Genomic DNA, 19,297 nt, shown 5'->3' on the forward strand with positions numbered 1-19,297 from the left:
GCTTCGTTCCGCCCTCTTGATCAGAGGGCGCAGGGAAAGCCGGGTGCCGATCGCACCCATGGGCCCCGTGCAAAAGGTAGAAAGCACGGGGGTAGGACCACAGGTGTAACCGGAAACACTCCGGCTTTCCCTGCGCGATGGGCTACGGCTTATACGTGCTCTCCCCGGTGAGACTGGGCTTTTTTGTCACCGTCTTCACAAAACGCGTTTGCGCTTTGCGAAAAGACACCTGCCGCTAGGGCGTCAGGCCTGCACGACTTCGCCGTCCGCTTCACGCGCACTCGTCAGTTGCGCAATCGGCGTCCACCGCATCTCGACCCACGTTCGTGACGACCGCGAAGCGCCCCTCGATCGGGTGAGACGGACGAACCATATACTGAGTGGCGCTTCGGATAAAGCGAAATATTTTCGCGAGCGAGGATTGACAGGTTTTTGCTGAGTTGCCCGTCGGGGCAGTTTGTCGCACCACGTCATACCCCGGTGCGCGATTGCGTACCGAGGAATCAAAGGGAGAGGCGCGAACTCAGCTCAGCGTGCCCGCGTGCACCCACCAGGTGGGATGCCCGGCGCGGAGCTGTTCGCCGGCAGCCTTGGCGTCGGCGTCGGTTCCGAACACGGCAAAGCAGGTCGCGCCGGAGCCCGACATACGCACCAGACGAACGTCCCTGGTCTCACGCAGCGCGAATAACACATCACTGATGACGGGCTCGATGCGCGCCGCGGGGCCTTCGAGATCGTTGGTGCCGCGCTCCAGCGCCGCGATCCAATCGTCGATCGCGCGGCCGGCTTCCGGCCATGACGGCGCCTGCATCACGACATCGGTGGCGCCGATCAGGAGCTCGCCATTGCGCAGGCCGAGCGCATTGAAGACGTCCCTCGTCGCAACCGGCACGCGCGGATTGACCAGCACGCACGGCATTTTCGGCAGGTCGAGCGGCAGCAGGCCTTCGCCGACGCCGGTCATGTCGCAGGCGCGCGAGGCGACGCACACCGGCACGTCGGCGCCGGTCTGCAGCGCGACCTCCATGATCCTGCGATCGTCGAGCGAAAGCTCGTTGAGCCGCGCCAACAGCCGCAGCGCCGCCGCGGCGTCCGCCGAGCCGCCGCCGATGCCGGCCGCAACCGGCAGCACCTTCTCCAGCGTGAAGTGGCCGATCTCGAGATCCGCGACGCGCTCGCCGAGCAGCCGGGCGGCCTTGAGCACCAGATTGTCAGAGGTGTTGCCGCAGGCATCGGCCAGCGGCCCCGCCATCGTCAAAGACAACTCGGGTCCCGGCTCGAGCGTGAGACGATCGGCGCAATCGGCAAACGCGACGACGCTCTCCAAGTCGTGAAACCCGTCGACGCGCCGCCCGACAACCTTCAGCGTCAGGTTGACCTTGGCACGCCCTTCTTCAATCAACGCCGGCACGGCGATAAACCCCTAAAAAACAAACATCATGATGCGATTAGCGTAAATCGCCGCACGATCCTATCCCTTTGTTTGGATGGAAATTCCAAGGGTATCCCGGCCCGCATCCACCGCCGTCGTCCCTGCCTGGTGCGCAATAGCGCACGTGAGCAGGGACGCATGCTCCGCGGCGGATTTTGTGAGCGGGATTCGTCGTTCGGGCAGTCTGCGACAATGATTATCGGTGGTTATGGGTCCCTGCTTTTGCAGGGACGACGCCGAATTTGTCGCACCAGCAAGCCCTAGCCGCCCTTGCCGTCGTCGTCCTTCTTCTTCTCGGCAGCGGCGGCGTTGGAGGTATCGTCCGGCAGGCCATTGTCGATCTTGGCCTGGATCTTCGGCAGCTCTTCCGGCTCGGGCTTGAGGTCGCGGGCATGCGCCCACTGGAACTTGGCTTCCAGGGTGCGGCCGACGCGCCAGTAGGCGTCGCCGAGATGGTCGTTGATGGTCGGATCTTCCGGCTTCAGATCGATCGCGCGCTCGAGGTTCTTCACCGCCTCCTCGTAATTGCCGATCCGATAATAGGCCCAGCCAAGCGAGTCCACGATGTAGCCGTCGTCAGGACGCTGATCGACGGCACGCTTGATCATCTTCATGCCTTCGTCGAGGTTGATGCCCTGGTCGATCCAGGAATAGCCGAGATAGTTCAGCACATGCGGCTGTTCGGGCTGCAGCTCGAGCGCCTTGCGCATGTCGGCCTCTGCCTTGTTCCACTGCTTGGAGCGCTCCTCGCAGATGCCCCGATAGTAATAGGTGACCCAGGCGTTCTTGTCGCCGCCGGCCGGCAGCGCGTCGATCGCCTGCGAATAGGTGGTGGCGCAGTCGGCGAACTTCTTGCGGCCGCGCTCGATATTGCCGAGCGCCAGGATCGCCTCGATGTCCTTCGGCTGATCCGAGGTGACTTCCTTGAGGATCTTGATCGCCTCGTCGCTGCGGTCGGCGGCATCGAGATTGGTCGCGAGCTGGATCTGCGCGTTGCGCTTCAGCGGCGAGGACGCCGGCATCCGCTCGTAGACCTTGATCGCCATCTGCGGCTTCTTCACCGATTCATAGAGATCGGCGAGCGAGAGCAGCGCCAGCGGATGGTTCGGCTGCAGATAGAGCGCGAGCTGCAGATAGACCAGCGCGAGGTCCTCGCCGCCGCGGCGGGTCAGCGTCGCGCCGATGCCGTACAGCGCCTCGGCCGCGCCGGCCTGCGGTGACTCGACCAGCGGCGGCAGCTTCTTGCCGGCCTTGGTCTCCTTGATGCCTTCCAGCACCAGCGGGTGACGCGGCAGCTTCTTGTCGAAAGCCTCGTACATCGCGGTCGCGGCGGCCGCGTCCTTGTTGCGCGAGGTCCAGCGCGCATATTCGTCGACCGTGCGCAGCATCGAATCGTCGAGCTTGTAGACGCGCTCGAAGCGGGCGCCGGCATCCTTCTCCTTGCCGGACAGCTCGTAGATCATGCCGGCATGCAGGTCCTTGAAGATCGGGTACCATTCCGGGCCGGTCAGCTTGTCGATCGAGGCGACCGCGGCCTTGCTGTCGCCGGCGCCATAGGCGGCCCAGGCCGACAGCAGCGTCGCGACGAGATCGGTGATCGGGCCGCGCACCGACTGGTTGATGTTGGACTGCGCGGCGGCATATTTCTTCAGCTTGAGATCGCGCACGCCGACGACCAGGCGCGCGACGCGGTTGGCCTTGTCCTGGGTCAGGATGCGGTCGGCAAGCTTGACCGCCTCCTCGATGTCGCCGTCGGCGAGCGAGGAGATGAAGGCGCGGTCGAGCAGCTCGGAATTCTTCGGGTCGGTGCGCAGCGCCGAGCGGTAGAACGCCGCGGCCGAGGTCGCATCGCGCTCGACGCTGGCGTGGCGAGCGGCGAGATAGCTGCCGGCGGTGGTCAGCGATTTCAGGTCGTTCTTGGACGGGAATTGCGCGGTATTGTCGGTCGGATGGTCCGGCGTTTGCGCTGCAAGCTGCGCAGGCACGGCAAGCGCCGCGGCAGCGAGAACGGCAATCGTCAGGCGGTGGAATCGGGTGGACAGCATCACGGTCGCCTTGCTCCAGGGATTTACGCCAAGATGGATTTTATGGCCAAGATCTTGCGATCAGTCTCAAAATGCGAACCCAAGCGGCGGCATCACGGCGGGGGACAATGCCGCTTTTGGCGCTTATCCGCAAGGATCGCCCAAAGGCAATCCATGACGAATCAATTGGCAGATTAGGCCTTTAGGCCCGCCGATCCAGCCAGCCCCCGCAAGACGCTTCCACTATGGCGGTATCGTGACCGGGCCGGGCATATTCGCGCGCGAACGCAAAAAGCGCCCCGGGAGGCTCGCCACGCAGCCAGTTCCACCTCTCACCTTGTGGAAGAGGTCGGAATTCAAGCGAAAGCTTGAATTCCGGGTGAGGGATTCAAGATTCATCCGTCGATCGAAGTCCCTCGATGGACCGGTCCCCACCCGGATTGCATCTGTCGATGCAATCCGGCCTCTCCCACAACACGAGAGGCGCAGCGCAGGTTGCGGCAACTCGCGCGGCCGCCTCACGCAAATGTGGTCGGCCGCTTCGAGCCCACCCCTCACCTTACATCGCCTCGTAGTTCGGACCGCCGCCGCCCTCCGGCGGAACCCAGGTGATGTTGCCGTTGGGGTCCTTCACGTCGCAGGTTTTGCAGTGGACGCAGTTCTGGGCGTTGATCTGGAAGCGCGGACCCGTCGATTCCTCGACCCATTCATAAACGCCGGCCGGGCAATAGCGGTTGGAGGGACCGGCGAACACGTCGTGCTCCGAGGTCTTCTGCAGATTGAGGTCGGCGACCTTGAGATGGACCGGCTGGTCCTCCTCATGGTTGGTGTTGGACAGGAACACCGACGACAGCTTGTCGAACGAGATCTTGCCGTCCGGCTTCGGATAGGCAATCGGCTGGTGCTGCTTGGACGGATCGAGCGTCTTGCGGTCCGGCTTGGCGTGCGACTGGGTGCCGAACAGCGAGAAGCCGAGCGTGTTGCACCACATGTCGAAGCCGGAGAGCGCCATTCCGAGCAGGTTGCCGAACTTCGACAGCAACGGCTTGGCATTACGGACCTTGAACAGGTCCTTGCCGATCGCCGACGAGCGCCAGGCGTTCTCGTACTCGACGAGCTCGTCATTGGCGCGGCCGGCGCTGAGCGCGGCCGCGACATGCTCGGCGGCGAGCATGCCGGAGCCCATCGCATTGTGGACGCCCTTGATGCGCGGCACGTTGACGAAGCCCGCCGCGCAGCCGATCAGCGCGCCGCCCGGGAACGAGAGCCGCGGCACCGATTGGTAGCCGCCCTCGGTGATGGCGCGGGCGCCATAGGCGAGCCGCTTGCCGCCCTCGAACAGCTCGCGGACATCGGGATGGGTCTTGAAGCGCTGGAATTCGTCGAACGGCGACAGATACGGATCGTTGTAGTTCAGATGCACGACGAAGCCGACCGCGACGCGGTTGTCGTCGTAGTGATAGAGGAACGAGCCGCCGCCGGTCTTGTCGTTCAGCGGCCATCCGAGCGTGTGCTGAACCCGACCCTTCTTGTGCTTCGCCGGGTCGATCTGCCAGACCTCCTTGAGGCCGATGCCGAACTTCGGCGGCTCGGAGTTGGCATCGAGATTGAACTTCGCGATCAGCTGCTTGGACAGCGAGCCGCGTGCGCCTTCGGCGAACAGCGTATACTTGCCGAGCAGCTCCATGCCGCGGGTGTAGGAATCCTTGTGGCTGCCATCCCTGGCGATGCCCATGTCGCCGGTGGCGATGCCGCGCACCGCGCCCTTGTCGTCATAGAGCACCTCAGTGGCGGCGAAGCCCGGATAGATCTCGACGCCGAGCGCTTCCGCCTTCGGCGCCAGCCAGCGGCAGACATTGCCGAGCGAGCCGATGTAGTTGTGATGATTGTGCATCAGCGGCGGCATGATGAAGTTCGGCAGGCGGAACCAGCCTTGCGACGTCGTCCAGTAGAAGCGATCGTCCTTGACCTGTGTCTTCAGCGGACAATCGGCCTCGCCGCGCCAATCGGGCACGAGCTTGTCGAGGCCGGCCGGATCGATCACCGCACCCGACAGGATGTGCGCGCCGACCTCGGAGCCCTTCTCCACCACGACGATCGAGAGCTCCGGATTGAGCTGCTTCAGCCGGATCGCGGCCGACAGGCCCGACGGGCCGGCGCCGACGATGACGACGTCGAATTCCATAGACTCGCGCGGAGGAAGGTCTTCAGCACTCATGATCTTTGATCTCAGCCCATTGAGAACGCTTCTAAGCTTTTCAGGGGTCGTTGTTTCCGATTTTTAGCGGAAGGACAACCATGGAATTGCGCTTGGCGAGGTTTCGCGCGGCCGCGACGCCACAGGAGCATAATCTTTTCCAAAAACCAGCCTGCACTTTTCCCGTTCATGCTAAAATTACACCCATGATGGCCCTGCCGCCCGAGCCCACCCCTACACTGCAGCAATTGCTTGCCTTTTACCTCGAGGCCGGGGTCGATTGCGCGCTTGGCGATGCGCCGATCAACCGGCTCGAGGAGCCCGAGCCAGTTCCCGCCCCTGCCGCGCCGCGTCCATCAGTTGCGCTCAATCCGCTGCGTCCGCCGCCGATGCCGTCAGTTCCGCGCAGCGAAATCACCGTGGCGCCGGATGCCGCGATCGCCTCCGCGCGCGAGGCGGCGCGGACCGCGCCGACGCTTGAAGCCCTGCGCACGCTGATGGAGAATTTCGACGGCTGCGCGCTCAAGCACACCGCGACCAGGCTGGTGTTCGCCGACGGCAACCCGCAGGCGCGCGTGATGTTCGTCGGCGAGGCGCCCGGCCGCGACGAGGACATCGAGGGCCTGCCGTTCGTCGGCCGCTCCGGCAAGCTGCTCGACCGCATGATCGCCGCGATCGGGCTCGACCGCAGCAAGACCTATATCGCCAACGTGATCCCGTGGCGGCCGCCCGGCAACCGCACGCCGACGCCGCAGGAGACGCAAGTGTGCCTGCCCTTCATCCAGCGCCATATCGAACTCGTGAATCCCGACGTGCTGGTGACGCTCGGCAATCCCTCGACGCAGGCGCTGCTCGGCACGCGCGAGGGCATCATGCGCACGCGCGGCAAATGGATCGACTACGACACCGGCACCCGCACGATCCGCGCCGTCGCCACCTTCCATCCGGCCTATCTGCTGCGCTCGCCGTCGTACAAGCGGCTGTCGTGGCAGGATCTGCGCGCGATCGCAAAGGTGCTTGCTTCGTAGGATGGGTAGAGCGCAGCGAAACCCATCGCCGCTCCAGCCGCGGAGAGAATGGTGGGTTTCGCTTCGCTCTACCCACCCTACGAATTTGACGTCTACGACCCCTTCGGCCGCACGATCGCCCAGCCGATCCGCAGCACCGGCTGCCGTCCGTTGACCAGCCGGTCGAACGAACGCGGCACTTCCGGCACGAGGCCGGGGAAGCGCTGCGCGATGTCGGGCGGCGGCGTACCGGCGGTGTCCTGTGCGCGCCACACCACGACGCCGCCGGTCTCGTTGAATTTTGCGACCGACAGCCACGGCGTCCGCTGCGGCGTGGCGTCGAGCAGGAGATGCGGGCGGCGGCGGTTCATCGCAATCAGGCTGGCAAGTTCGGGATCGCCGGCCACCGCACGCAGGCGCTGGTTGGTGCGGCGCTCATAGCTGTCATCGAAGAAGCGGCCCATCGCGGCTGCCGGCAGCGAGGTGGACGCTTCCGTGGTGCTGGTCCAGGGCAGGAACAGCGCCGCCGCCAGCGCCAGCGCGGCGGGCGCCGCGACCGCCAGGGCCCAGACCGAACGCAGCAGCCGCTGCCGCCTGAGCGGGATCAGGTCGCCGGTCGCGACAACGACGGCGAGCCCGGACATCAACAGCGCCACACCGGCGCCGCCGAACGCGCGATCGAGATTGAACAGCCCGGAGACGAAGCTGCTCGCGATCGCCGGCGCGAACGCGAAGAAATACACGAATTGCCGCGCCAGCGGACTGACCGGCGGACGGTAGATGATCGGGGCATCCTCGGTCTTGCCGGCGAACCAGCGCGAATTGAGGATCGCCAGCAGCGCGATCGCGGCGGTCGCCACGATCAGCCCGCCGAGCACCACGCCCCAGCGCAGCCCGCGCGCCTTGAGATCGGCGAGCGCAGGCAAGGCCGGCAGCGCCAGCACGTCGGCGCGGAGCAGCCAGATCAGGTAGGGCAGCGCCAGCACGATGATGACCAGCAGCGCGTAGATCGGATCGACCGATTTGAGCATGCGTCGGCCGCGCTCGGTTGCGAGCGCAAAGCCCGTCACGAGCAGGATCATGCCGATCGCCGCCGGCGTCGTCAGCAACAGGAGGCCGCAATCGATCGACCAGGCGAACCAGGCGCTGCGCCGGTTCTGCCCGATCAGTTGCCAGGAATGCAGCAGCAGCAGCGCCCAGAGCGGGCGCGCCAGGATCAGCGGGCCGAACTCGACGCTCGGCGAGGAGAATACCACCACCGTCATCGACAGCAGCACCGCCAGCACGCCCTGCGGGCCGCCGACGATGGCGCGCGCGAGGGCGTAGAAGGCGATGAAGGTGACGATTTCGCAGACCTGCGCCAGGAGATAGACGCCGAACACGTGATTGCCGACGGCGCGGAAGGCGATGTCGGCGAGCCAGAACGCGAGCGGCGGTCCCATGTCGGTGCCGACCTGGTATTCGCGGCCGAAGGCGAGGATGGCGGCGAGGTTGCCGGGCGGGCTGCCGTAGAAGATGGCCGGCAGGAACAGCCAGATCGCGGCCTGCGCCAGCACCACGATCCAGACCACGAGGCGCGGCCGGGCGCGGATCAGTTCGACAACCAGGGAGGTAAACCGCATGAAACGCCTGAAATGCCCCAGCCACCCCCATCAAGCGGCGCCATCTGATCCCGAGGGTTTTTGATAAACGGCGGCGGCGGTGGAGGCAACGGTGTCGCGCCAGACTGCACTGTAAAGTCTCAGTCTCCGCTGTCATCCCCCGCTTCCGCTGTCATCACCCGCGAAAGCGGGTGATCCAGTACGCCGCGGCCTCTCGATCAAAAACGACTGCCTCTGGAATACTGGATCGCCCGCTTTCGCGGGCGATGACAGCGTCGCGTGGTTGGAGACGGTGCGCCTACGCCGCTTCGGAGGCCGCCGCTTCGCTTTCCGCGTCGATCGTGAACAGATCCGGCTCCGCCGGGACGGGGAAATGCTTCAGCCGCGCGGCGACGACGGGCGCGAAGAAGGTACGGTGATGGCTGCTGGGGCCCAGCCGGTCGAGCGCCTCGAGGTGCTCGGGGACCGCATAGCCCTTGTGCTGCTCGAAGCCGTAGCCGGGACAATCCAGCGCCAGCGCGCACATCAGGCGATCGCGCGTCACCTTGGCGATGATCGAGGCCGCCGCGATCGAGGCCACGATGCCGTCGCCGCCGATCACGGCGTCGCAGTCGCAGGGCGTGGCGAGCTTGTCGCGGCCGTCGACGAAGACGTGCTTCGGCATTTCCGGCAGCGCATGCACGGCGCGCGCGAGCGCCCACAGCGAGGCGCGCAGGATGTTGTCGCGGTCGATCCGCGCCCGCGACGCCACCGCGACCGAGAACGCCGATGTGGCGCAGATCTCCTCGAACAGTTCCTCGCGGCGCTCGACGGTCAGCCGCTTCGAATCATCGAGGCCCTTGGGAATCCGATTTGGGTCCAGCACCACGGCGGCGGCGACCACCGGACCCGCCAGCGGCCCGCGCCCGGCCTCGTCGCAGCCGGCGACCGGCCAGACGCCGCGCTTGATCAGCGCGCGCTCGCGCCGAAAGCTCGGCCGCGTCACCACGATGACGCGCTTGTCCGGCCTGGCCGGCTCGGCCGGTTTCTTCTTCGACGCGATCTTAACCGTGCTGTTGGACTTGTCCCGAATCATGCGGGGGATCGTGATCAAGCCCGGCCCGCGGCGCAACCGGGAACCTGGCGCCCTTCCCCGCTATTCAATTCGCCGCTTTAATCGGGAATTGACACCCGGCGGTCGTCGCGAACCTCAAAGCCCGGCGCGCGCACCACTTCCCAGGCGTGGCCGTCGGGATCGCCGAAATAGCCGCAATAGCCGCCATAGCTGGTGGGCTGCGCGGGCTTCAGCAGCCTGGCGCCTTTCGACAGCGCGAACGCCATCACGCGATCGACCTCGGCGTCGTCGTTGCAGTTCCAGGCGATCGCGACGCCGCGGAACGCTGACGGCCGCGGCTGATCCGGCAGCCCGGCATCGGCGGCGAGCAAATGCCACGGGAACAGGCCGAGCACGGTGCCGCCGGTCTCGAAGAAGGCGACCTCCTCGCCGGTCACGCGCATCTTCCTGGTGAAGCCGAGCGATTCATAAAAGGCGATGCTGGCGCGCATGTCGCTGACGCCGAGCGTGAGGACGGTTAAGCGTGCGGTCGGGGTGTTACTCATTCTTGCACTCACTCATTGTTATGTTCGTAGCTCGGATGGAGCGAAGCGAAATCCGGGAAATCTTTGGCCAGGGGTCGACGAGCCCCGGATTTCGCTGCCCTCCATCCGGGCTACACCCTCACCTAGAATAGACTGAGTTGCTGTCCGCTGCGCTTCGGCTTGGCGAAGTGATCGGTGGTCAGCTTGGTCCGCCGCTTGTTGAGGCCGAGCTTTTCGCAGGCGATCTCGAAGCGGCGGCCGATCATCCAGGCCATCGGGCCGGTGCCCTTCATCCTGGTGCCCCATTGCGAGTCGTAGTCGCGGCCGCCGCGCATGTCGCGGATCAGCGTGAAGACGTGACGGTAGCGGTCGGGATAATTCGCCATCAGCCATTCGCGGAACAGATCGCGCACCTCGAGCGGCAGGCGCAGCAGCACGTAGCTCGCCTCCCTGGCGCCGGCATGCGCGGCGGCATCGAGGATGCGCTCGATCTCGGAGTCGTTCAGCGCCGGGATCACGGGGGCGACCATCACCGTGGTCGGGATGCCGGCGTCGGCGAGCCGCTTGATCGCCTCGAGCCGCTTCGGCGGGGTCGACGCCCGCGGCTCCATGGTGCGGGCGAGCTTCGGGTCGAGCGTCGTCACCGAGAGCGCGACCTTGGCGAGATTGCGCTTGGCCATCCGCGCCAGGATGTCGATGTCGCGGGTCACCAGCGCCGACTTGGTGACGATGCCGACGGGATGGCCGGCGCGCTCGAGCACCTCGAGGATGCTGCGCATGATCTTCCGGTCGCGTTCGATCGGCTGATAGGGATCGGTGTTGGTGCCGATCGCGATCATCCGCGCCTCGTAGTCCGGCGCCGCCAGTTCCTTCTCGAGCAGCGCGGGTGCATCCGGCTTGGCGAACAGCTTCGATTCGAAGTCCAGCCCCGGCGACAGGCCGAGATAGGCGTGGGTCGGCCGCGCGAAGCAATAGACGCAGCCATGCTCGCAGCCACGATAGGGATTGATCGAACGGTCGAAGCCGATGTCGGGCGAGTCGTTGCGGGTGATCACCTTGCGTGAGGTGTCGAGCGCCACGCTGGTCGTAAACGGCGGCAAATCTTCGAGGCTCTGCCAGCCATCGTCGAAGGCGACGCGAGCCTCGGCCTCGTAGCGGCCGCTGGCGTTGGACTGCGCGCCGCGGCCGCGCCGCCGCTCGCGCTCGATCGCGACCGCAAGCTCGGGAAAAGGGGTGGGTGCACCCGCCGGGTTATCGGAGGGCGCCGTTACCGGCGGGTGCTTGAGGGCATGAGAGGATGCTCGGCTCATGTTCTGAAGCTAACACAGCGCGAGAACAAATCAAGAACATGAACGGAGAAATTCCACAGAACCTTGCTACAAAATTCTGCAGGCGAACAGGCTGCTTTGAATATGACAAGGTGATAACACGGCCGGAGTTTCTCCATCGTTTGAGCCATCGAAGCCTCAAAATCATGCTGAGCGTGATCATTCCAACCGACGGCGTCGAGCGCACCGCGGTCGCTACCCTGGCGGCGCTGGTGCCGGGCGCGGCCGCGGGCGTCATCCGCGAAGTGCTACTGGTCGACCGCAGCAACAGCGATGTGATGGAGCGCGTCGCCGACGTCGCCGGCTGCCGCTTCCTGCGCTTCGAGGGCACGCGCGCTGCGGCGCTTGCGGCAGGCGCGCGGCAGGCGCGGTCGCCCTGGCTGATGTTCCTGCATCCGGGCGCGGTGCTCGATGCCGGCTGGATCGAGGAATCCACCCAGTTCATCCAGATGGTGGCGGCCAGCGGCAAGGACCGCGCCGGCATCTTCCGCTACGCCCGCGCGCCCTACACCGACCCCGGCCTGCGCGACGGCCTCAAATTCGTCGCCCGGATGATCACCGGGCCTTCGGCCGAACAGGGCCTCTTGATCGCGCGCGAACATTACGAGCGGATCGGCGGCTACCGGCCCGATGCCCGCCGCTCCGAGGCGCGCCTGCTGCGCCGGCTTGGCCGCTCCTCCCGCACCATGCTGCGCAGCCGGATCATGGTGGCTTGAAGCGTTTTCAAGCGAAGTGGGCACCGGTTCGCGTAAAGAAAACGCGTCAAAACAAGCCTGAAGCTTAGGTTCTGTCTTCAGAACCGAAGCTTGAATAAAGCGCTTGCGAATTATTTGATTCCGTCAAATAATATACTTGATGAAATCAAATTCCCATGACACCGCCCTCGAGAGCCAAGTCGCCGCGATCCGCGGCTTCAGCCGGTTCTATACCCGCAAGCTCGGCATCATCGAGCCGAAGCTGCTGCACTCGCCATTCACGTTGCAGGAAGCGCGGATCATCTACGAGCTCGCGCAACGCGAAAATTGCACCGCGACCGATCTGGTGCGCGATCTCGACCTAGATGCCGGCTTCGTCAGCCGCACGCTGGCGGCGCTGCAAAAGCGCCAGATCGTGACACGCAAGCCCTCGAAGGCCGACAAGCGCGTCAACGAGGTGGCCCTCACCGCCAAGGGCCGCACTGCTGCCGCCGATCTCGACCGCCGCTCGCGCAGCGAGGTCGGGGCGCTATTGAAGCAGATGGACAGCGACCGTCGCGCCGCGGTGGTGCGCGCCATGAGCACGATCGAGCTATCGCTGGAGCCGCCCGCCGGGAAACCGGTCGGCTTCCTGCTGCGCAGCCATCGCGTCGGCGACATGGGCTGGGTCGTCTCGCGGCAGGGACAAGCCTACGCGGAGGAATATGGCTGGGACATCAGCTACGAGGCGTTGGTGGCCGAGATCTGCGCGCAGTTTCTGCGATCGTTCGATCCCGCCCGCGAGCATTGCTGGATCGCGGAGGTCGACGGCGAGCCGGTCGGCTCGATCTTCCTGGTCGACGGCGGCGACGGGGTCGCCAAGCTGCGCCTGCTGCTGGTGGAGGAGAAGGCGCGCGGGCTCGGCGTCGGCCGCGCCCTGGTCGAGCAATGCATCCGCGCCGCGCGCGAGAAGGGCTACAAAAAGATGACGCTGTGGACCCAGAGCATCCTGGTCGCCGCGCGCGGCATCTACGCCCGCGCCGGTTTTCAGCGGGTGAAAGAAGAGAAGCATCACAGCTTTGGGGTCGACCTGGTCGGCGAGACCTGGGAGCTGGAGTTGTAAAGCCGCAGCGCCGAGAAGTCTGGACTGCGTAGCCCGGATGGAGCGCAGCGCAATCCGGGAACGATGCGGCCGCGGAAGAGACTGCCCCGGATTTCGCTCCGCTCCATCCGGGCTACGGCAGCTCACCCTTGAGATTCCGAGCTCATCACTGCGCGATGCCCTCAGATGCGCAATTGCGCATCGGGGAATGACGGCTGCTACGCGCTCGCGCCCTTCGCCTTCGGGCGGCGCAGATGTTCATCCAGCCGCGGCATGATCTCGACGAAATTGCAGGGGCGCGTGCGGTAGTCGAGCTGCGCGGCCAAAATGCCGTCCCAGCCGTCGCGGCAGGCGCCGGGCGAGCCGGGCAGGCAGAAGATGAAGGTCGCGCCCGCAACGCCGGCGGTGGCGCGGCTCTGGATCGTCGACGCGCCGATCTTGGCGTGGCTCAGCATGTGGAAGGCGATCGAAAAGCCGTCCATCCGCTTCTCGAACAACGGCTCGACCGCCTCCGGCGTCACGTCGCGGCCGGTGAAGCCGGTGCCGCCGGTGGTGATGACGGCATCGACGGCGGGATCGGCGATCCAGCGCCGGATCACGGCCCTGATCGCCTCGACATCGTCGGTGACGATCTCGCGCGCCGCGAGCTTGTGGCCGGCCGCGGTGAGACGCTCGGCCAGCGTGGTGCCCGACTTGTCATCCGCCAGCGAGCGGGTGTCGGAAATCGTCAGCACCGCGATGTTGAGCGGGATGAATGATTTGGATTCGTCGAGTGAGGACATCTACACCTCTTTCCCATCCCGCTGACGTCATCCTGAGGTGCCCGCCTTGCGGTGGACTTGCACCGCTGGGCGAGCCTCGAAGGATGGGCCACGGGCGCTTCATCCTTCGAGGCTCGCCGAAGAGGCGAGCACCTCCCGAGTGAGCGCGAATGCGCTCATCCGGGGATGACGCGGTCTAGAGCTACAAGCTACCGCCGAACGTGTTGCAGGCCTGCACTGTGCCCTGCTGGTAGCCCCTCATGAACCACTCCTTGCGCTGCGCGGCGGAGCCGTGGGTGAAGGAATCAGGCACCACCCTGCCCGTCGCCTGCCGCTGCAGCGTGTCGTCGCCGATCGCGTTCGCGGTGGTCAGCGCGGCGTCGATATCGCCAGCCTCGAGGAAGCCCGGCCGCTTCTTCTCCTCGCGATTGACCCAGACGCCGGAGAGGCAATCGGCCTGCAGCTCGACCTTGACCTGCAGCGCGTTGGCCTCGGCCTTGCTGCCGGCCTGCTGCTGCAGCCGGTTCACGCGCGGAATGATGCCGAGCAGGTTCTGGATGTGATGGCCGGCTTCATGTGCGATGATATAGGCCGCGGTGAACTTGCAGGCGTTGCCCGAGCAGCCGCGGAAGCGCGTCTCGACCTCGCGGAAGAAGCCGGTGTCGAGGAAGATGGTCTTGTCCGGCGGGCAGTAGAACGGTCCCATCGCCGACTGCGCCATGCCGCAGCGGCCGCCATTGGTGGCATTGCGGAACAGCACGATCTTCGGACCGGTGTAGGTCTGGCCGCCGGCCTTGAAGATCTCGCTCCAGCGATCGTCGATCTCGCCCAGGATGCCGGCGATCATGCTGCCCATCTCGTCGGTCGGCGCGCCGCGCTTGGCCTGCCCGCCCGACGACTGCCGATCGGTCTGGTAGGTCGGCGCCTGGCCGCCGCCGGTGAGAATCTCGGCGCCGCCGATCAGGATGCGCGGGTCGATGCCGAAGGCATAGCCGAGCAGGCCGAGCACGATGATGGTGCCGATGCCGAGCCCGCCACCACCCATCGGAATGCCGAAGCCGCCACCGCCACCTCCGCCCATCCCGCCTTCATCGCGACGGTCTTCGATGTCGTCGCTGCGGCGGAAATCATCATAGCGCATGGCGGTTTCCCTTCATTCCAGTCGGCGCCCCAACGCGGGACACTCCAACTTAAAATTTCCATTCTGTTAATCAATATCCTGCCCGGCAATAATTGCCTAGTCCGGAAGGCGCGCATCCTTGCGGTGCAAACGGCTGCGAATGAGGGCGAATCTACCGCGCGAATCGTGCCGGTTTGATGATCCGCAAATTTTTTCGCCGAACGCGCGGATGTTGCAGCACAACGCCGACAGCACCGCGCCATGCCGCGCAAAAGATGCTGCAATCTTTAGCATGAAGATTTCCAATTAAGTCGATTTTTACTTTGCCGGGTCAATGTGGCGCCAGTCGGTTGTTTAGTCCCGCGTCGCCGACAGCGTCGCCTGAGTCAGAGTTCTTGAGTCATGGTAGTGTCGCGTCGCGGGGCGTCTGCAAGGGCGCCCCGCACTAAATTTGAGAGTGCCCCATCGAGCCACATCGTCATTGGCGATTGCGTGGCCGAATTGTCGAAGCTTCAGGCCGGCTCGGTCGACCTGGTCTTCGCGGATCCTCCCTACAATCTGCAGCTCAAGGGCGACCTCAAGCGCCCCGATGAGTCGCATGTCGATGCCGTCAACGACGACTGGGACAAGTTCTCGTCGTTCGCTGCCTATGACGATTTCACCCGCGCCTGGCTGCTGGCCTGCCGCCGCGTGATGAAGCCGTCGGCAACGCTGTGGGTGATCGGCTCCTATCACAATATCTTCCGCGTCGGCGCGATCATGCAGGACCTCGGCTTCTGGCTCCTGAACGACATCGTGTGGCGCAAGTCCAATCCGATGCCGAACTTCCGCGGCCGCCGCTTCACCAACGCGCACGAGACCATGATCTGGGCCGCGCGCGACGAGAAGGCCAAGGGCTACACCTTCAACTATGAAGCGCTGAAGGCGTCCAATGAGGACGTGCAGGCTCGCTCCGACTGGCTGATCCCGCTGTGCACCGGCGAGGAGCGCCTCAAGGACGGCGACGGCAAGAAGGTGCATCCGACGCAGAAGCCCGAGCAGCTGCTCGCCCGCGTGCTGCTGTCGTCCTCGAAGCCCGGCGATCTCGTGATCGATCCGTTCAACGGCACCGGTACCACCGGCGCCGTCGCCAAGCGCCTCGGCCGCAGCTATATCGGCTTCGAGCGCGACAGGACCTATGCGGCTGCCGCCGAGGCGCGCATCGCCGCGATCGAGCCGCTGCCGGACGCAACGCTGGCGCCATTCATGACCGCGCGCGAGGCGCCGCGGGTGGCGTTCTCCGAACTGATCGAGCGCGGCATGATCGTGCCGGGCGCAAGGCTGGTCGACGCCAAGAAGCGCCACGGCGCCCTGGTGCGCGCCGACGGCGCCATCATGCTCGGCGACAAGGTCGGCTCGATCCACCGCATCGGCGCGGTCGCGCAGGGCTCGGGCGCCTGCAACGGCTGGACCTTCTGGCACGTCGAGACCAAGACCGGCCTGCGGCTGATCGACGAACTGCGCGCCGAGATCCGCTCCGAGATGGCGGCGGGCTGAGGCAAGCCGACTAGTCTTCCTCGTCATTCCGGGCTCGCCGCCTCGCGGCGCCCTCAGATGCGCAATTGCGCATCGGGAAATGACACGTCGGGAAAGATGACGCCGTCTTGAATGCGGGCCGCCTTGTTGCGCCGCGACGGCGGGACTAGACTCGGCCCCGTCACTTGCCCGTTTCGATTGGTCGCCCGATGCGAAGACAATCCGAGACCTTGCTGCTGGTGCCGCTGCTGCCGATTTTCCTGCTCGGCATGTTTCCGATGCTGCTGATCGGCCTGCTGGGGTTCTTCGGCCTGATCATCTTCGGCATCCTGCTCGTCTGCGTCGGGCTGACGCTCGCGCTCGAGGCGCATGGCGAGTTCAATGAAGAGATCATCGTCCATGGCTACGCGCGGGGATCAGAACGCGCGACGCAGGTCTCCCATTTGCGTGCTGCGACCCGCTCGGCCGCCGCGCTGGACGTCGCGGGCATCGCGCTGGTCGTCGCGGGTATCCTGGGCTTCTTCTGGGCAGGCTGACCAGCGCGCCACGCGACCCTGATTCACAAACTCGTCGCTTGCGCAGCGCAGCGAAATTTGCGCATGAGGGGATCGTCTGCGGCCTTCCCCGCCGCGTCCCGATCTCGCCGGTTACAAGAACCAAGGGAGTCCCTTCATGATCAAATTCTATTTCAACGGTGCGCCGAACCCGAACAAGGTCGCGCTGTTCCTGGAAGAGTCCGGCCTGCCGTTCGAGGCGATCCCGGTCGACACCCGCAAGGGCGAGCAGTTCGCGCCGGAATTCCTGAAGGTCAACCCGAACGGCAAGGTGCCGGCGATCGACGATGACGGCGTGCTGGTGTTCGATTCGAACGCGATCCTGCTCTACCTCGCCGAGGAGCACGGCAAGTTCCTGCCCGCCAATACGCCGGCCAACCGCGCCGCGACGCTGTCCTGGCTGATGTTCATCGCGACCGGCCTCGGCCCCTATTCCGGCCAGGCCGTGCACTTCAAGCACTTCGCGCCGAAGGATCTCGACTACGCCAACAACCGCTACCAGTACGAGGCGCACCGCCATTACAAGATCCTCGACGATCACCTGGCGAAACAGCGCTATATGGTCGGCGACAGCTACACGATCGTCGACATGGCGTTCTGGGGCTGGGCGCGGATGGCGCCGTTCGTCCTCGGCGAGGAAGGCTACGCCAAATATCCGAACGTCAAGCGGCTGCTCGACGAGATCTCGGCGCGGCCGGCGGCGGCACGCGCGATCGCGCTGAAGGACAAGCACACCTTCAAGGCCGAGATGGACGACGCGGCCCGCGACATCATGTTCGGCCACCTCAAGTCCAAGGTGGCGTAAGCCGATCCACACGACGGCAAGACGACGGCGCCCGGACGGGCGCCGTCTTCGTTTGTGCCGCCCGTTAGCGGGGCACCGCTACGCGGGAAACGCGCCGAGCGCCTTCTCGGTCAGAACCGAGTCGCAATATTCCCGCACCTCCTTGATCCGGCCGCCGTCGAAGCGGAACACCAGGCAATAGTCGTTGTCGTAGCGCTGGCCTTGCTTGGTGAGGTTGTCGCCCTTGGCCTCGACCACGACGATGTCGCCGTCGGCGAGGATGCGATGGGCGACGGTGCGGCCGCGCTCGGCCAGCTTCGAGCGGACATGGCCGTGCAGATCGTTGATGATCGATTGCTTGCCGGTGAAGGTGCGCGACCAGGAATATTGCCCGGTCACGGTCCAGATCGCGTCGTCGGCAAGCGTTGCCATGAACAGCGAGTTCTCGCGCACCGCAGGATCGGGACTGCCCGCGATCACGAACATCTCCTGCACCAGTTTCTTGTTGTCGGCTGCGCTCATGGCGCGTCTCCTTGCGATTGATAGAGCCTGATTTCAGGCGTCTCCTCGCGCGATGCGGTCTTGGGCTCGCGTGATAACGCCTTGCCCCAATCCTGCGGCCTGGCTTCGCATTCTTCCAATCGATAGGTCGTATGATATATATTCACCCAATGAATTTGAATTCGCTTGACCTCAATCTGCTGGTCGCGCTCGACGCCCTGCTGCGCGAAGCCAATGTCAGCCGCGCCGCGATGCGGCTCAATTTGTCGCAGCCGGCGACCAGCCACGCGCTGCAGCGGCTGCGCGACCTGATCGGCGATCCGCTTTTGGTGCGCAACGGCGCGCGGATGGAGCTGACGCCGCGGGCGCAGGCGCTGCGCTCGCCGCTGGCCCATGCGCTCGACCAGGTGCGCGCGCTGTTCGTCTCCGACGATTTCGACGCCGCGCGCAGCGAGCGGCACTTTCGCCTGATGATGCCCGACCTTGCGGTCGAGCTCCTGATGCCGCCGCTGATGGAGAAGGTGACGCTGATCGCGCCGAACGTCACCATCGACGTGGTGCCGTGGCGGGGACCTGCGATCTTCACGCCCGAATTCGCCCGCACCATCGATCTCGTGATCTCGATCGGCGACTCCTTCAAGGGCTTTCACCGGCAGCGGCTCTACACCGACCGCGATGCGCTCGCGGTGCGGCGCGGCCACCCCGCCGGCACGAAGCTGAAGAAGCGCGAAGCGTTCCTCGCCGCGCGCCATGTCGCCGTGATCATCCGCGGCCAGAACGAGGACCTGATCGACACCTGGCTGCGCGCCAAGGGCATCGAGCGGCGGATCGCGCTGGTGGTGCCGGGCTATATCGAGGCGCTGCACGTCACCGCACGCACCGACCTCGTCGCCTTCGTGCCGCGCCGGCTGATCTCGGCGCTGTCGAAGCAATTGTCGCTGATGACGGTGACGCCGCCGCTCGATCCAGGGATCGACGAGCAGCACATGTTCTATCCGACACGGGCGCAGATGGATCCGGGCTCGATCTGGCTGCGCAAGCTGATGCTGGAGACGGGACGCGAGCTGGAGGGAAGGAAGGCATAGCGGCGCGCTCTATCCCCCGTCGTCCCGGCGAAAG

General features: G+C 65.4%; 18 protein-coding genes. 7 read left to right on the forward strand and 11 right to left on the reverse strand.

All coding sequences use genetic code 11. From position 1 onward, the window contains the following. Positions 1-523: 523 nt before the first annotated feature. The 3 genes from ACVWYP_RS37790 to ACVWYP_RS37800 all read right to left on the reverse strand — a co-directional run bounded on the left by ACVWYP_RS37790 (position 524) and on the right by ACVWYP_RS37800 (position 5,674). Positions 524-1,411, reverse strand: a complete 888-nt coding sequence (locus tag ACVWYP_RS37790; RefSeq protein ID WP_304496884.1) for a 4-(cytidine 5'-diphospho)-2-C-methyl-D-erythritol kinase — start codon at positions 1,409-1,411, stop codon at positions 524-526. 281 nt (positions 1,412-1,692) lie between these two features. After that, positions 1,693-3,477 (reverse strand): tetratricopeptide repeat protein, encoded by a 1,785-nt coding sequence (locus tag ACVWYP_RS37795; RefSeq protein ID WP_212056442.1) that lies wholly within the window; start codon positions 3,475-3,477, stop codon positions 1,693-1,695. 538 nt (positions 3,478-4,015) lie between these two features. Then, a complete protein-coding gene (locus tag ACVWYP_RS37800) occupies positions 4,016-5,674 on the reverse strand; it encodes an electron transfer flavoprotein-ubiquinone oxidoreductase (RefSeq protein WP_304496885.1) in 1,659 nt (552 codons plus the stop codon). A 194-nt stretch (positions 5,675-5,868) separates the two neighbouring features. Here ACVWYP_RS37800 and ACVWYP_RS37805 point away from each other — a divergent pair, with 194 nt between their 5' ends. Beyond that, a complete protein-coding gene (locus tag ACVWYP_RS37805) occupies positions 5,869-6,681 on the forward strand; it encodes a uracil-DNA glycosylase (RefSeq protein ID WP_304500375.1) in 813 nt (270 codons plus the stop codon). A 92-nt stretch (positions 6,682-6,773) separates the two neighbouring features. Here the strand turns inward: ACVWYP_RS37805 and ACVWYP_RS37810 are convergent, their stop codons facing one another. The 4 genes from ACVWYP_RS37810 to ACVWYP_RS37825 form a co-directional block, all read right to left on the reverse strand. Beyond that, positions 6,774-8,282: a glycosyltransferase family 39 protein gene (locus tag ACVWYP_RS37810; protein WP_304496886.1), complete on the reverse strand. Its 1,509-nt coding sequence runs from the start codon at positions 8,280-8,282 to the stop codon at positions 6,774-6,776. 277 nt (positions 8,283-8,559) lie between these two features. Continuing rightward, complete coding sequence (locus tag ACVWYP_RS37815) at positions 8,560-9,336, reverse strand: ribonuclease HII (protein ID WP_304496887.1); 777 nt, start codon at positions 9,334-9,336, stop codon at positions 8,560-8,562. Between the two features lie 77 nt (positions 9,337-9,413). Beyond that, complete coding sequence (locus ACVWYP_RS37820) at positions 9,414-9,860, reverse strand: VOC family protein (protein WP_304496888.1); 447 nt, start codon at positions 9,858-9,860, stop codon at positions 9,414-9,416. Positions 9,861-9,982: 122 nt separating this feature from the next. Next, positions 9,983-11,149: a PA0069 family radical SAM protein gene (locus tag ACVWYP_RS37825; protein WP_304496889.1), complete on the reverse strand. Its 1,167-nt coding sequence runs from the start codon at positions 11,147-11,149 to the stop codon at positions 9,983-9,985. A 164-nt stretch (positions 11,150-11,313) separates the two neighbouring features. Here ACVWYP_RS37825 and ACVWYP_RS37830 point away from each other — a divergent pair, with 164 nt between their 5' ends. Next, positions 11,314-11,883, forward strand: a complete 570-nt coding sequence (locus ACVWYP_RS37830; protein WP_028342969.1) for a glycosyltransferase family protein — start codon at positions 11,314-11,316, stop codon at positions 11,881-11,883. A gap of 139 nt (positions 11,884-12,022) precedes the next feature. Then, positions 12,023-12,964 carry a bifunctional helix-turn-helix transcriptional regulator/GNAT family N-acetyltransferase gene (locus ACVWYP_RS37835; protein ID WP_028342968.1) on the forward strand — a complete coding sequence of 314 codons (942 nt, stop codon included), beginning with the start codon at positions 12,023-12,025 and terminating at the stop codon, positions 12,962-12,964. Positions 12,965-13,161: 197 nt separating this feature from the next. Here ACVWYP_RS37835 and moaB read toward each other — a convergent pair whose 3' ends face one another. The 3 genes from moaB to ACVWYP_RS37850 form a co-directional block, all read right to left on the reverse strand. Then, positions 13,162-13,725, reverse strand: a complete 564-nt coding sequence (gene moaB, locus ACVWYP_RS37840) for a molybdenum cofactor biosynthesis protein B (protein WP_304496890.1) — start codon at positions 13,723-13,725, stop codon at positions 13,162-13,164. A 181-nt stretch (positions 13,726-13,906) separates the two neighbouring features. Then, positions 13,907-14,845, reverse strand: a complete 939-nt coding sequence (gene ypfJ, locus ACVWYP_RS37845) for a KPN_02809 family neutral zinc metallopeptidase (protein WP_092087363.1) — start codon at positions 14,843-14,845, stop codon at positions 13,907-13,909. A gap of 96 nt (positions 14,846-14,941) precedes the next feature. Beyond that, complete coding sequence (locus tag ACVWYP_RS37850) at positions 14,942-15,118, reverse strand: hypothetical protein (protein WP_304496891.1); 177 nt, start codon at positions 15,116-15,118, stop codon at positions 14,942-14,944. Between the two features lie 108 nt (positions 15,119-15,226). Here ACVWYP_RS37850 and ACVWYP_RS37855 point away from each other — a divergent pair, with 108 nt between their 5' ends. The 3 genes from ACVWYP_RS37855 to ACVWYP_RS37865 all read left to right on the forward strand — a co-directional run bounded on the left by ACVWYP_RS37855 (position 15,227) and on the right by ACVWYP_RS37865 (position 17,698). Then, positions 15,227-16,360, forward strand: coding sequence for a site-specific DNA-methyltransferase (locus tag ACVWYP_RS37855; RefSeq protein WP_028342966.1), 1,134 nt, complete (start codon positions 15,227-15,229; stop codon positions 16,358-16,360). A gap of 218 nt (positions 16,361-16,578) precedes the next feature. Then, entirely contained in the window at positions 16,579-16,875 is a 297-nt protein-coding gene (locus ACVWYP_RS37860) for a hypothetical protein (RefSeq protein WP_304500376.1), read from the forward strand. Between the two features lie 136 nt (positions 16,876-17,011). Continuing rightward, positions 17,012-17,698 carry a glutathione S-transferase family protein gene (locus ACVWYP_RS37865; protein WP_304496892.1) on the forward strand — a complete coding sequence of 229 codons (687 nt, stop codon included), beginning with the start codon at positions 17,012-17,014 and terminating at the stop codon, positions 17,696-17,698. A 78-nt stretch (positions 17,699-17,776) separates the two neighbouring features. On the opposite strand, the gene ACVWYP_RS37870 is transcribed toward ACVWYP_RS37865, so the two are convergent. Beyond that, entirely contained in the window at positions 17,777-18,199 is a 423-nt protein-coding gene (locus ACVWYP_RS37870; RefSeq protein WP_038386050.1) for a nuclear transport factor 2 family protein, read from the reverse strand. 149 nt (positions 18,200-18,348) lie between these two features. Between ACVWYP_RS37870 and ACVWYP_RS37875 the strand changes: the two genes are divergently transcribed. Then, on the forward strand, positions 18,349-19,263 hold the full coding sequence (locus tag ACVWYP_RS37875; RefSeq protein WP_304496893.1) for a LysR family transcriptional regulator: 915 nt from the start codon (positions 18,349-18,351) through the stop codon (positions 19,261-19,263). Positions 19,264-19,297 lie beyond the last annotated feature (34 nt).

Source organism: Bradyrhizobium sp. USDA 3262, assembly GCF_054060035.1.